Source organism: Hyphomicrobium sp. CS1BSMeth3 (assembly GCF_900117415.1).
Taxonomy (GTDB): Bacteria; Pseudomonadota; Alphaproteobacteria; order Rhizobiales; family Hyphomicrobiaceae.
The window spans coordinates 16977-30855 of record NZ_FPEI01000006.1 but is presented as its reverse complement, the minus strand read 5'-3'; the positions used below and the strand labels follow the sequence as shown (position 1 = coordinate 30855).

The 13879-nt window shown below is 63.2% G+C and carries 10 protein-coding genes and 1 tRNA gene; 6 read left to right on the top strand and 5 right to left on the bottom strand.

The window, feature by feature from the left end; all coding sequences use genetic code 11:
• The first annotated feature begins 331 nt into the window (after positions 1–331).
• Both CS1BSM3_RS15295 and CS1BSM3_RS15290 read left to right on the top strand, forming a co-directional pair.
• On the top strand, positions 332–2422 hold the full coding sequence (locus CS1BSM3_RS15295) for a putative bifunctional diguanylate cyclase/phosphodiesterase (RefSeq protein WP_072388327.1): 2091 nt from the start codon (positions 332–334) through the stop codon (positions 2420–2422).
• A 129-nt stretch (positions 2423–2551) separates the two neighbouring features.
• Positions 2552–3400 (top strand): hypothetical protein, encoded by an 849-nt coding sequence (locus CS1BSM3_RS15290; RefSeq protein WP_143149231.1) that lies wholly within the window; start codon positions 2552–2554, stop codon positions 3398–3400.
• Between the two features lie 281 nt (positions 3401–3681).
• Here CS1BSM3_RS15290 and CS1BSM3_RS15285 read toward each other — a convergent pair.
• Together CS1BSM3_RS15285 and CS1BSM3_RS15280 are read right to left on the bottom strand one after the other, a co-directional pair.
• A tRNA-Asp gene (locus CS1BSM3_RS15285) sits at positions 3682–3758 on the bottom strand.
• 294 nt (positions 3759–4052) lie between these two features.
• Complete coding sequence (locus CS1BSM3_RS15280; RefSeq protein WP_072388323.1) at positions 4053–4910, bottom strand: LysR family transcriptional regulator; 858 nt, start codon at positions 4908–4910, stop codon at positions 4053–4055.
• Positions 4911–5003: 93 nt separating this feature from the next.
• On the opposite strand from CS1BSM3_RS15280, the gene CS1BSM3_RS15275 reads away from it, so the two are divergent.
• On the top strand, positions 5004–5570 hold the full coding sequence (locus CS1BSM3_RS15275; protein ID WP_072388321.1) for a DUF4865 family protein: 567 nt from the start codon (positions 5004–5006) through the stop codon (positions 5568–5570).
• Between the two features lie 9 nt (positions 5571–5579).
• Here the strand turns inward: CS1BSM3_RS15275 and CS1BSM3_RS15270 are convergent, their stop codons facing one another.
• The gene (locus CS1BSM3_RS15270) at positions 5580–7448 is read right to left on the bottom strand and encodes a TRAP transporter large permease (protein ID WP_072388319.1); all 1869 of its coding nucleotides are present in this window, start codon (positions 7446–7448) and stop codon (positions 5580–5582) included.
• 66 nt (positions 7449–7514) lie between these two features.
• Positions 7515–8528 (bottom strand): TRAP transporter substrate-binding protein, encoded by a 1014-nt coding sequence (locus CS1BSM3_RS15265; protein WP_072388317.1) that lies wholly within the window; start codon positions 8526–8528, stop codon positions 7515–7517.
• A 209-nt stretch (positions 8529–8737) separates the two neighbouring features.
• Between CS1BSM3_RS15265 and CS1BSM3_RS15260 the strand changes: the two genes are divergently transcribed.
• Together CS1BSM3_RS15260 and CS1BSM3_RS15255 are read left to right on the top strand one after the other, a co-directional pair.
• Positions 8738–9127: a DUF488 domain-containing protein gene (locus CS1BSM3_RS15260; RefSeq protein WP_072388315.1), complete on the top strand. Its 390-nt coding sequence runs from the start codon at positions 8738–8740 to the stop codon at positions 9125–9127.
• A 175-nt stretch (positions 9128–9302) separates the two neighbouring features.
• The gene (locus tag CS1BSM3_RS15255) at positions 9303–10388 is read left to right on the top strand and encodes a hypothetical protein (protein WP_143149230.1); all 1086 of its coding nucleotides are present in this window, start codon (positions 9303–9305) and stop codon (positions 10386–10388) included.
• Positions 10389–10480: 92 nt separating this feature from the next.
• Here CS1BSM3_RS15255 and CS1BSM3_RS15250 read toward each other — a convergent pair whose 3' ends face one another.
• Positions 10481–12349, bottom strand: coding sequence for a dihydroxy-acid dehydratase domain-containing protein (locus CS1BSM3_RS15250; RefSeq protein WP_072388311.1), 1869 nt, complete (start codon positions 12347–12349; stop codon positions 10481–10483).
• 377 nt (positions 12350–12726) lie between these two features.
• Between CS1BSM3_RS15250 and CS1BSM3_RS15245 the strand changes: the two genes are divergently transcribed.
• A complete protein-coding gene (locus tag CS1BSM3_RS15245) occupies positions 12727–13878 on the top strand; it encodes a DJ-1/PfpI family protein (RefSeq protein WP_072388309.1) in 1152 nt (383 codons plus the stop codon).
• The last annotated feature ends 1 nt before the right edge of the window (position 13879 follow it).

Genomic DNA, 13879 nt, shown 5'->3' with positions numbered 1-13879 from the left:
AGTTAAAATTTTGCCGAACCAAATCTGAAGAAATAGGAAGGCGTGGGAGCTCGAGCTAATAGCCCAACCCGATATTGCGATGAGCCCTGGAATTCTGTTTTTCCAAAACGCGACTAAGCCCTCGATTCTCGAGATCGAGCGGATGACGAGGCTGCAAGAAGAAGATCGTATTCCATTGATTCTGCGATAAAATGATATGACGCGGCTCACTTGGCGAAGCAGCGCACACGTTCACATCTTATTATGACGCCACCGGATAATCTCCCTACCGAAAAGAGGGTTGCGGGCCTTTGGGGTGGGCCCGCAATTGCATGAGTTGGGGGGCGTTAATATGCGCGTTGTTTCCTGCATTTTCACCGAGCACGACCTGCGCTTGGTGCTGCTGGCTGTGTTTGTTTGCCTGAGCGGAGGCTGGGTCACTTTCGGGCTTTTCCGCCGTGCAGGTGAGAGCCTCGGGACGCAGCGCCATGGCTGGACTTTTCTCGCAGCCGTCGCTGCCGGCGCATCCGTCTGGTGCACGCATTTCATTGCCATGCTTGCGTTTGAGGTCCGCGCACCGCTGACATTCGATCCGTTTCTTACTGCAGTCTCCCTTGTAGTGGTGATGGCCGGTTGCGGATTGGGCTTCGTCATCGCGCTTCAACACGAGCGCGCGCGCCTGGCCGAGATTGGCGGTGCCCTCGTGGGCCTCGCCATCACGGCCATGCACTACACCGGCATGCTGGCCTATCACGTGGACGGTCTCATCGAGTGGAATGGCGCCTATATCGCCGCGTCGGTCCTGATGGCGACTATCTTTGGTGCGCTCGCACTCCATCAGGCCGTTCGCCGGCCTTGGGCGTTCTCGCATCATGTCGCGCTCGCCCTCTTCGTTCTTGCAGTAGCGGGGCTCCACTTCACGGGCATGGCGTCGCTGTCCGTCACGCCGCTTACAACCGGCGCCCCGCTGGCCGACGCCAACGTGTCGGCCACAATGGCCCTTGCGGTCGCGGGCGTCGGTCTCATCATCGTCGGCACGGGTGTTGCCAGCTATCTTATTGATGCCAAGACGACGCAGGATATGGTTGAGCAACTGCGGCAGATGGCGCTCAGCGATGCTCTGACCGGTCTGCCGAACCGTGCCCGCTTTGCAGACCATCTGAGCCGCGAGCTTGCGCGGGCCAAAACGGACGGTGGTCATGTCGCCGTCATCGGCATTGATCTCGACCGCTTCAAGGAAATCAATGATCTGCGCGGCCACGAGGCTGGCGACGCAGCTCTGAAAACCATCGGCTCAAGACTGGGCGACCTCATCAAGGATGGCGAGTTTGTTGCGCGGATCGGAGGTGATGAGTTCGTAGCAGTGAAGCGCTTCGCCACACAGGACGAACTCGCGGATTTCATCTCCCGCCTGGAAAGTGCCCTGTTCAAGCCGATCCGGATCGATGACTTCGAGGCGGTCACGGGCGCGAGCCTTGGTGTGTCGGTCTTCCCGCAGGATGGCGAAAGCCAGGAGCGGCTTGTCAACAATGCCGATCTTGCCATGTATCGCGCGAAAGCCGATGTCACCCGCATCACATGTTACTACGAGCCGCACATGGACGAGGCCGCCCGCGAGCGCCAGGCCCTCGCGCAGGAACTGCGCCGCGCGATTGATCTCGACCAGCTCGAGCTTCACTACCAAGTGCAGACGTCGGTCACCACGGGCGAAGTGCGGGGCTATGAGGCGCTCTTGCGTTGGAGACACCCTGTGCGCGGCCTTGTCCCGCCCTCCGAGTTCATTCCTATTGCCGAGGAGACGGGTTCCATCCTCGCCATTGGGGAATGGGTTCTGCGAACGGCGTGCCGGGAAGCGGCAAGCTGGACACAGCCGCACAAGGTAGCCATCAACCTCTCGCCCGTACAGTTCACGAATGCAGATCTCGCGCGCCTCGTGCACGAAGTGCTCCTCCAGACGGATCTGTCGCCGAGCCGCCTTGAGCTCGAGGTGACGGAGTCGACGATCATCGTCGACAAGGTGCGCGCACTCCATACGCTCCGCCAGCTAAAGGCGCTCGGTGTCACCGTTGCCATCGATGATTTCGGAACCGGCTATTCCTCGATTGCGACACTGAGGTCCTTCCCGTTCGACAAAATCAAACTGGACCGCTCGTTCATGCGGGAAGTCGATCACAACCAGCAGGCCAAAGCCATGGTGCGGGCGGTTCTCACGCTCGGCAAGACGCTGGAGGTCAAGGTGCTTGCCGAGGGTGTCGAAACCTCCCACCAGTTGGATATCCTACGTGCCGAAGGCTGCGACGAGGCGCAGGGCTATCTGCTCGGCAGACCAAAGCCCATCGCGCAGATCTTCGCCGAGGACAGCCAGGACGCTCATCCCCCATATTCGGGACGCCTTGCGCCACCCCCCATGAAGCGGCAGCGCGCGGGCATCGGGCGCGCCTAACAGCCGCGGCGCTGAACTGCACACCGCGTCTTCCTCGTTCCTGCGGCGGGGCTTGCTCACGCCGCCGAGGTATCGAGGTTTGGCCAAGACTTTCTCCCAGCATCACAACTGATCAACAAGTGCACAGTCATGAAGCTCAATGTCGAACCAACGTGCGGACCTCCGACCAACAGCCCATTTCACGCGGAAGCGTTTCCCAACTTCGGGGTCGCTGCGCTCTACATGCTGGCGCGAAGTTGGGCTATTCAGCCGGATTGGGCTGAGGACGCCTCCCGATTGACTGGATCGATGGAGGTGCCCCAGCAGGGTCGGGGACGTTGGCAGTGGACTGGCCTTGATGCCTCCAGCCCGGGCGAACTGCACGTGACCTGGGAGAATAGAGAGGGAAACGTCGAGCGGACCCCAGACGTGCTCGCGCAATTGCATGAGTTCCGTAAGCGCCGGGCTCAGCGGGCCACTGAGGAGAGAATGGCCAATGAGCAGGGCATCGAGGCCGTCGTCCGCGCTGTCATTGAGCGCGTGCGGTGGTTCCGTACAGGGGGCGCGCACGAGTGGCCCGTAACTGTCACGGTGGATTTGGGTGGCATCAAGGTCCGCAAGCTCGACAAGCGCATCGAATTACTCGATCAGCTTCTGCACATGTGGTTGACACGCGACAGCGAGGAAGACGAAGCCCTATCCAGCTCCGTAGCCCAAGAGCAGCGCGCACGTGCCGATGAGGGACTGACACTGGAATTGCGCTGGGACCTGAATGGCTCGGAAAGACACGAGGCAGATTCCACAAAATACTCTGACCGAACCAAGCTCTTCTTGCGGCAGGAAGCCCTGACCGACGAGCACTCGGTTCTCAGGGTTGTCGATGGCTGGTTCCTCTCTTGCGTAGATCTCGATATACGCGCGCGAGACGGCGGCCTCTCGGAGTCGCGCGACGCACATGAAGCTCTGAGAAAACTCCAGGCGGCGAATTCTCCGCGCTGAGTTGGCGATGGCCTCGAGGGAGTTGCTTACGGCTTCGAATAAAGGCGCGAGCGGCCGCCGGGACCTCGGAATGAAGTCCAACATGGCATCCAGGCTAAGGCGGGGAGCGGTGCTCGTCATAACGAGCTGTCAGATCTTGGTCAGCCAATCCAAATAGGGCAGATCAGAGTATGCCACAGGGAGTGCATAGCCCGCCGTCATGCAGCAAAGCGCGCACAGGCATTGGCCGGCCGGCAAGTTCCAGAACGGCGATCAGATCTTTGCTAAGCCATTGAAAACAATGGCGCGAGCGACGGGACTTGAACCCGCGGCCTCCGGCGTGACAGGCCGGCGCTCTAACCAACTGAGCTACGCCCGCAAAGATAAAAACGCGCGCCGAGATGGGCGCGTCAGGGTGCGTGGTGGATACGCGAGGGAGGGGGCCAAGTCAAGGGCAGTGCGCACGCTCTATCGATAATGATGAGGGACCGGATCGGAGCCCGTTCCGCGCTAAAGCAACGGACCTGAAATCCGCCTTCCCCCGATGGCCGCCAGGGAGCGAATTTCAAGCCCAAAGCTGCTTTTAGAACCGTCGTGTCCAGAGCGTCTCTGAACCTCAAATGCGACTTCGAGCGCGACCCAACCCCCTAGGGGCCATTCGAGGTCCGAGGCTTTAGGTACCAGCTCGGAATGCAGCCCCAAGAACCCGCAGGAGCTCCTGGGCACGGTGCTCGCGCAGACGAGAGTGGACGACCACTTCGGAAGCTGGCAACGCCGGGAGACCAAGTTGCGGGCCTACGTCGACCGAGCCCGGCGGCGCGACACGCGCCGCCAGTGCTGCCACGGCGACCCCGGCGCTGACCGCCGCACCGACGGCCATCACTCCCCCGCCAACGAAAACCTCGGTCCAGGGAACGCCGACGCTGTCCAGGGCTCGCGTCGCGATAGCGCGTACGCCGCACGGCGCCGCCATATTCGCAAGCGGTAGCGGCACGCCGGCGCGTGGCTTCCACGTCGGCGCGGCAAACCATCCCATGCGATCCTCGAACAGCGGCTTGCCTCGCCGACGGTCGTCCTCACGACGGACAATCGCGGCGTCGAGCTCTCGTTGATCAAAGGCAGCAGCGAGCTCTCGTGACGCAGCAATGCGCATCTCGATGATGCGAGAGGGATCATAGGCATTGAGCCGAGCGAGGATCATTGGCAGCTCGGGCCCAGCCACATGGTCGCTAATGCCTATAGTCAGGCGTTGCGGGCGGGCGGCCGACGTGCCGGCAACGGCACGCTCATGCGCTGCAAGCAACTCGCGAGCAGGCTCGATGAACTCTCTCCCTTGCCCGGAGAGGCGCACATGGCGCGGTGTGCGGTCCAGCAGCCGACAGCCGAGTTGCCTTTCTAGACGCTTGAGCTTGAGGCTGACGGCCGCCTGCGCGACCTCAAGAACCTCCGCCGCACGCGTGAAGCTGCCGAGGTCCGCGATGAGGATGAACGCGCGAACGGCGTCGAGATCGAGCGCCTTCTGCATAGCCATATCGGATTCTTATGATTGATATCTCCAGCCATATATTGATCGAATAGGCCGTGGAGCGCAACTTTTTCGCCAGCACACGAGGAGGTCCAAGCCATGCTGGCCAAGCAATATCTTCATCGCCTTCCCGCCAATTACTCCATGGAGCAGATCCGCAGGCGGGTTTCCGAGCGGGCTCCACTCTGGGACGAGACACCGGGCCTTGGCTTCAAGGCGTTTCTGATCCAAGAGCGCGGCCGCCACGGCGCGCAACAGAACGCGTACTCCTCCTTGTACCTGTGGCTGCAGACGGAAGCTGCGCTGGAGTTTATCGTCGATCAGCGCTTTCGCAGCGTCATCGAGACATTCGGCCGTCCGCGGATCGAGACATGGCTCGCACTCGACGCGCGCAGAGGACGCGCGGCGCGCCCTCTCTTCGCATTCCGGGAGGATCTGGATATTCCTGTGACGGCTGACCTTGCCGCCTTGTATCGGCAGGAGCGCGAACGAAATGCCGAGGCTGCCGGGCGCGCAGGGATCTTTGCCAGTGTTGTCGCGATCGATCCGACGACCTGGAGGCTTGCACGCTTCACGCTGGCTGAGGAAGGACCGCGGGCCGACGAGACACGACGGTCATTCGAAATTGCGCACTTGGCAAAGCCAGGCCTCGCAGCAATTGGCTGAGACGAATGCTCACAAAAAGCCGGTCGAGATCCAGGGCACGGCGGCGATCACGAGAAGCCCGACGATGAGCGCTCCGAGATAGGGCCAGATAGCTCCGATGGCCTCGTCGGGCGGCACATTTCCGATCTTGCAGGCGAGGTAGAAGCCGATCCCGATCGGCGGCGCCATGAGCCCGATGTTCATGGCCGTCACCACCACCATCGAATAGTGAATGTCGTTGATGCCGAGCTGCTTGGCGATCGGGAACATGAGTGGCGCCATGAGCACGATGGCCGGCAGGCCCTCGAGAATGCAGCCGAGCACGAGGAACACGGCAATCGTCACGCCCATGAACGAGATCCAGCCGCCCGGCAGGCCCGTCATGAGCGTGGCGAGCTGCTGGGCAATGCCGGCTTGCGTAATGGCCCAGGCCATGGCGAGCGCCGTGCCGAGAATGATGAGGATGGAGCCGGTCAACGAGGCCGTCTCGACGAGCATGCCGTAGAACGTCCGCCAGCTTATGCCGCCATAGAGCAGGATGCCGGCAATGAGCGCGTAGAGCACGGCGATGGTGGAGACCTCGGTCGCGGTGGCGACGCCGCCAGTGACGGCACTGCGGATCAGGAAGGGCAGGACGAGCGCGGGGCCGGCGATCAGGAGCGTCCAGCCGACGACTTTCATCGGAGCGCGACGCACGCCCTCCATGTTTTCATGGCGGCTCTTCCAGCGGGCGAGCCCGACGAGCGCGCCGAGCAGCACAATCGCCACGACGATGCCCGCCGTGAAGAGGCCGGCAATCGAGACCCCCGCCACTGAGCCGAGCACGATCAGCACGATACTCGGTGGCACGGTGTCGGCCATGGCCGCGCCTGTAGCCAACAGGGCGATCATTTCTCGCGGTCTGTGCCCGCGTCGCTTCATCTCGGGAAAGAGCGCCGGCGCGACCGTCGCCATGTCCGAGACCTTCGAGCCCGAGATGCCCGACACGACAAAGAGCGAGCAGAGCAGCACGTAGGACATGCCGGCCTTCACGTGGCCGAGCAGCGAAGCGAGGAAGTCGACGATGGCCTTGCCCATGCCCGTCTGATCGAGAATGCAGCCGAGCAGCACGAAGATCGGCACCGAGATCAGAATGAGGTGCGACATGCCTTCGTCCATGCGCCCGATCATGACGAAGGTCGAGACGCGCGTCGCAAAGGCGAGATAGCTTAGCGTGCCAATGCCGAAGCAGAAGGCGATCGGCACGCCCATGGCGAGTGCGATCGCAACGAACACCACGAGAAAGAGGATGATCTTAGTGTTTCCGGCGCGGATCAGCGTCGGCATGAAATACCAGAGCACGAGCGCGATCGCGCCGATGAGCGCCGCGGAGAGCACGAGATCGCGCACGCGCGACGTGCGGATCGCATAGACCAGCACGATCGTCAGCATCGCGGTGAAGCCGAAGGGAATGGCCGAGACGCGGAAACTGTTCGGGATGTTGAGCGCAGGCGTAATGATCGCCCACTCCTCCATCGCGTACTCGACGGCGGGCTTCATGAGCGCGACGAGAAAGGTCGCGACGATAAGACAGCCGAGGGTCTCGAGAAAGCGCTGCGTCGGCTCGGGGAAGAGCCGCAGGACGATGGTCAGGCGCAGATGCTCGTTGCGATCGAGCGCGATGGCCGCGCCGAGCATGGCGAGCCAGAGAAAGCAGATCGACGCGACCTCGTCGATCCACACCACGGGCAGCGAGAAGACGTAGCGCGATGTGACGCCCGCGAGGAGCAGCAGCACGATCGCCACGAGCAGGAGCGAAGCGATACCTTCGATCGGCTTCATCCAGAGCGAACCGGCGCGCGGCGGCTCGCGGCTCTCGCTGAGGTCCGTGATATCGATCGCGTGGTCAGTCGAAGCCATGCCGCCCGCCCCCAAAGAGCAAACCGCCGCGTGGGGCTCACGCGGCGGGTAGGGATTTCAGAGCGATCAGGCGAGCTTGCCTACCGCCTTCTCGAGGATGCCCCAGGCTTCGTCGCCGTACTTGCCCTTCCACTCGGCGTAGAAGCCGCCCGCGCGCAGCTTGTCGCGGAAGCTGTCGGCCTTGGGCTGGTTGAAGGTCATGCCTTTGTCGGCGAGCTCCTTCTGGAGGCCCGCATTGAGGGCGGCGACGTCCGCGCGCTCCTTGATGCCGGCGTCGTTGATGTTCTTGGCGACGATCTTCTGCAGATCCTCGGGCAGCGCCGTCCACGCACGGCGGTTGGCGAGGAACCAGAAGCCATCCCACATGTGGTTCGTCAGCGAGCAGTACTTCTGCACCTCGAAAAGCTTCGCCGTGGAGATGATGGCGAGCGGGTTCTCCTGGGCGTCGACGACCTTGGTCTGCAGGGCGGTGTAGACCTCGTTGAAGTTGATCGACGCAGGTGCCGACTCGAGCGCCTTGAACATCGAGGTCCAGAGCGGCGAGACCGGCACGCGGATCTTCATGCCCTTGAAGTCCTCGACGGCATTGATCGGCTTCGTGGAGGTCGTCGTCTGGCGGAAGCCGTTGTCCCAGATCTTCTCCATGGCGACGAGGTTGGCCTTGGCAATGTGGCCGCGCACGTGCGCGCCGAGGTCGCCGTCCATGGCCTTCCAGACGGTGTTGTAGTCCGGGAAGGCAAAGCCGATGCCGTTGATCGAGGCGGCCGGCACCAGCGTGGAAAGGATGAGACCCGAGAGCGTGAAGAACTCGATGCCGCCGGAGCGCACCTGGCTCAGCATGTCGGTGTCGGAACCGAGCTGGTTGTTCGGGAAGATGTTGATCTCGACGCGCCCGTTCGTCTCCTTCTTGACGGCTTCGGCCATCTCGCGGGCGCGGACGTTCATCGGATGCGTGAGGGGCAGGTTATTGGCGTACTTGTAGCTGAACTCAGCCGACTGGGCGCGGGCAATGAACGGGGCGCCGATGATGCCGCCAGCGAGAGCTGACGAGCCGACGAGTACACGACGACGAGAAATCATTCCGTTTCCTCCTGGTAGCCGGCCGAGACCTGTGCAACGGCCGTATTATCGGCGCAGGACATAGCCGTCCGGCTACAGCGGATCAAGCCATCCGAGCGCAGATCAGGCACCAGATGGGCGATTCGAGCCTAGTTTCGCCCGCCCATAGGCATCCTGGCCATGATAGGCTGCCAGGAATTGAAGTGGACGGCCCAATCCGAGGCATTCTCATGGCCATTCGCATCGTTCAACTGGGCAGTCCCCGCCACGCTGGCGAAGGGACGCGCATCGGGACCGTCCGGCGCCCGCCGCGCGGGGTGCGCAAGGACCGCTATGCCGCCGACAACTGGTACGACGTCTGGCTGCCGGAGCTTTCTCCGAGCGATGAGCTGGTGGCCAAGGCGCACCATGCCACGACCGAGAAGGACTGGGCGGCCTTCATGCGCGCTTACCGCAGCGAGATGAAGCACCCCAGCGCCAGCCGGACGCTCGACCTGCTCGCCGCGCTCTCGAAGGACAGCAATTTCTCGGTCGGCTGCTATTGCGAGAACGAGGCGCGGTGCCATCGCTCTGTGCTCAGGGAATTGCTCCGCGAGCACGGTGCGAAGATCGTGGATTGAGGCTGCTGGCCTTACTGCCACCGTGAACCGGTTTCGCTGCCGACGATCTGCTCTCCCGTCAGCTTCCCTCAGGGCGACGCGCCAGCGCGCGAGCGTGAGTTGCTCGCAAGGCACAGCATTCGCTGTCTCCCACAGATAGATTGACAGCATTATTGCTGATCGTCGGAGTCTGTAGATGCGTAAGCTGTTGTGGGTAGCAGTCCTATTTCCTTTGTCCGTTTCTGGCTGTGCTTTCTTTCCGAATTTCGAGCACACGCCATCGGCTCACCTTCCCGTATCGGAGGTGGTGAACCAAATCCGCTGTGACCTGTACGAGTTCCTTAAGGACAACCCGCCGGGTCAACGCAATTTCTCGCTGGATCCGAAGAGCTATGCGACCGTCAAATTGACGCTCAGCACGACGGCCTTCGGCGACGTCAAATTCTCGCGGATCGATACGATCAGGCTCGGCGCCCAGGGGTTCCTGGCGGTGGGCGGCACCGCACAGCCCTTCCCGAGCCTGGGCGTCAAGCAGTCAAACCTCGTGCAGGCGGAGCTTGTCGTCAACATCTCGCAGGACAAGGAGCAACTCCGCGAGAAATGCCAGAACGGCCACGAGTACGGGCGCGGCGAGATCTTCAAGAATACGACGGGCCACGAAGATCGCGTCCTGATCAACGACCTCAGGATCGCATCGTGGCTGAAGAGGACATTCGAGCGCGGCGATCGGATCGTGCATACCGGAGCGCACTGCGACATTCGCACTAAGCCAGGGGCAAAGGAGAAGTCCTTGCCTTGTTCGGTTGGACTGGAAACCGCGACGCTGACGACGCGCTTCCAGCTCATCGGCGATGTATCGGGAGGTGTTCTCGATCTTGCCAAACTCATTCCGGTGATAGCCACACCGACACTTCAGCTTCAGGCCGACTACTACCACCAGATCCAGATCATCTTCAGTGGCAACAACGCGGTGGATGCATCGACGGCGGGCGAGAAAATGGCGGCTGACCGGCAAATAGCACCGAAAATAACTTTCAGGGGCGCGCCGCCGCCACCGGCGATCAAAATCGAGAAATGCGAGGGCGACGAGGCATCAGAAAGCTACAGGCAGTGCCGCGCGCTGCGAGACCTGCAGATCAAATACAATGCCCTGCAAGAACGCCTTTACCAGCTCGAGCAGCGCAGGACGGACGCGGGGTCGCGCGGCGATGACTATGATGCCGTCAGCCGTCAGCTCCGGTCCATCCGCGATACATTGATCCTGAACGGCAACCGGCCTTAGTGCGCGGCCTTGTCGCCTTGGGCGCCGCCGGCCGCTGAAGCACTTCCCGCGCCGATCGACGTGGGAAGTGCTTCAGCCAAAACGATGGCGCTTCAGAAGGCCTTGCTCGCGTCTGGGCGGTACTTGTTCTTCGGTACGTGGCCGGAACGCGTAGCCTCGCGCGGCTCGCGCACCCAGACCTCGCGGTTTGGGTGGAGGCCGCCGCCCCGCGTCGCGGGCACGGCCGTGTGACGCGCGCGCTGCAGGAGCCGCGTGTCGGCCTTGCCGCAGTTCGGATGTACGCCGCCGTTGGCCGCAACCACCTTTTCCCAAGCGGCCTTGCGCTTCGCGACCGTCGCGGGATCATTCAGCGCCGTGCAGTTGAGCTCGTTCTTGTTGAGATCGATGACGATCTCGTCGCCGTCCTGGATGAAGGCGATCGGCCCGCCGAGCGCAGCTTCCGGCCCGACGTGACCGATGACGAGGCCGACCGAGCCGCCGGAGAAGCGCGCATCCGTCATGAGGGCGACGACAATACCCCGCTCGCGGCAGAGCGCGGTGATGCGGGAGGTCGGATCGAGCATCTCGGGCATGCCCGGCGCACCGCTCGGACCCTCGTAGCGCACGATGACGGTGTCGTGGTTCTGGAACTGCTCGGGCGCGCTGTCGAGCGCCTTCAAGAGACCCGCCTCGCCCTCGAACACGCGCGCCTTGCCACGGAACGTGTTGTCCTCGAGGCCACCCTCGACACCGGCGAGCTTGAGGATTGCGGAGAACTCCGGCGAGAGGTTGCCGCCGAGCACGCGCAGACCGCCTGTCGGCTTGTACGGCTTCTCGACAGGATAGACGACCAGGCCGTCTGCGTTCGTCGCGCCGAGGCGTTCGACCTGCTGCGCGAGCGTCTCGCCCGTGCAGGTAAGCACATTGCCGTTGAGCAGGCCCGCCTCGAGCAGCTCGCGCACGATGACCTGCACGCCGCCGGCGCTGTCGATGTCCACCATGGAATACTTGCCATAGGGCCGCGCGTCCGTGAGCACGGGCACGACATGCTGCGAGAGGTAGTTGAACTCCTCAGGCGTCATGACGTCTTTCCAGAAGTCGGCATAGCCGGCGGCGCGGGCGATCTCGGGTGCGTGCAGCGTCACGTTCGTCGAGCCGCCGACGGCCATGGCGACGATGACGGCATTGCGCAGCGAGTCGCGCACGACGATGTCGCGCGGCTTGATGTCCTTCTCCATGAGATTGGTCAGGTAGCCAACCAGCTCGTCGGCGAACGCGCCCGTGCGGCGCGGATCGTCGGATGGCGGCGCCACCATGTGGAGCGGCTGCATGCCGACGACGCCGATGAACGTCTGCATGGTGTTGTAGGTGAACATGCCGCCGCAGCTACCGATGCCCGGACAGGCGTGGCAGGCAATGTGATTGCGGTATTCGGCATCAGGATGCCCTGCGACCTGATAGGCCGTGACGAGGTCGATGGTCTCGCCTGTCTTCGGATCGTGGCCCGGATGGATCGAGCCGTCGGACATGATGATGGCGGGCTGATTGTGCTCGAGCAGTGCCGCGAGCGTGCCGACCGGCGGCTTGTCGCAGGCGACGATGGCAATCGTGCCGGCGAGGCCCGTGGCCTCGAGGTGCTCACAGAGCGTGTCGTTGGTCACCTCGCGGCCGATGAGCGAATAGCGCATCTCGCGCGTGCCATTGCGAATGCCGTCGGACGTCGCGATCGTGTACTCGGGCTGGACGAGGCGCAGCTTGAGCTTACCAGGGCCCATGCCGATGCGGTCCTTGAGGCGGGCGTGGACGGCCTCGACCTTGTCGAGGACACCCAGATAGCACTGGCTGTCGCCCTTCGTGCCCACCACGCCGACCGAGGGCTCGTGAATGAGGTCGGGATCGGTCCCGAGGGCGCGCGCGATGCCCATGGTCTGGGTCGAGCGGCCTGGATGGCGGTCGATGAGCACGATTTTCGAATTGGTCACGGAAGGCTCCTTCCCACGGCACGGCAGGCATTGTCCGCGCCGGCAGCGAGCCGGCGGACAAGGCAATCGGAAGGGGCTTTATGAATGCCAATGCCGGTCAGAGGCAAGGGGGCCGGGCCTGGTGTCCCGATTCCGAAGCTCGCCTAACCTCGATGCCGGCGTCCCGAGCGAGCTTTGGCATCAAAAGGGACACTAGAATCATAATCTTGCTAGTGCGATTCAGATCGAGAAATTCGCTCGATACCGTGCCGCGCGAGCTGGCGAATTTCTCGATCATCGCACTAGACGCGCATCAGACCCGCAACGGCGCGCCGCAACAAGTTGCACCCCTCGGGCATTAACCGCGAGGGGGCTGGCAAAGGCGGAGCCAGGAAACGATGACATACCGGACATTTCTGTGGGGGGCGCTCGCTCTCGTGGCGATCCTCGCGCTCGCGGGGACGACATGGGTCTACACGCTGCCGGGCGCGCGGGGCCCTACGTCCCAGCCACCGATCGCGCAGCAAGAGACGGACACCATGCTGGCGGCCCTCAAGCCACCCAAGCGGCCGCGGCCCCTGATCGCCATCATCGGCATCAATGACGCCACCGAGACGACCGACTACCTCTTGCCGTACGGCATTCTCCGGCGCGCCGACGTCGCCGATGTCCTGACGCTCGCGACCGGGCCCGGCCCCGTGACCCTCTTCCCCGCGCTCAAGGTCGAGCCGCACACCACGATCGCCGCCTTCGATGCCGACCATCCTCAAGGCGCGGACTATGTCATCGTGCCGGCCATGAGCCGCGACGATGATCCGGCGGTGATGGAGTGGCTCAAGGCGCAGGCCGCGAAGGGTGCCACCATCATCAGCGTGTGTGCCGGCGCGAAGGTCCTGGCGGCCACCGGGCTGCTCGACGGCAAACGCGCCACGACGCACTGGTACTATCTAAACGAGCTGCGCAAGAAGCATCCTTCCATCCAGTACGTCGAGGATCGCCGCCTCGTCGTCGACGGAGATCGCGCGACGACGACAGGCATCACGGCGTCCATGCCGATGATGCTCACACTGGTCGAGGCCATTGGCGGACGCGGCAAGGCCGAAGCCGTCGCCAAGGATCTCGGCATTGCCGCGTGGGATGCACGTCACGACAGCAGTGCATTCGAGCTGACGCGCCCCTTCGCCGCGACCGTGCTGCGCAATCTCTTCGGCTTCTGGAGGTGGGAGAAACTCGGCATCGAGCTGCCGCAGGGCGTGGATGAAGTGTCGCTGGCGCTCGCGGCAGATGCCTGGTCGCGAACCTATCGTTCGCGCGCGCACACCTTCGCCGATAGCGCGGCGGCGCGCGAAAGCCGCAACGGCATTCGCATTCTGCCCGACGAGGTTGCGCCGTCATGGCCGGCTGCGCAAAGCCTTCCTGCGCTCGGCGACCGGCCGCCGGCCGAAGTCCTCGACCAGACACTCAGTGCCATCGCTGCGCGCTACGGTCGGAGCACAGCCTCGATCGTGGCCATGCAGCTCGAATATCCACGGCAGAAAGCTACGCCCTGAG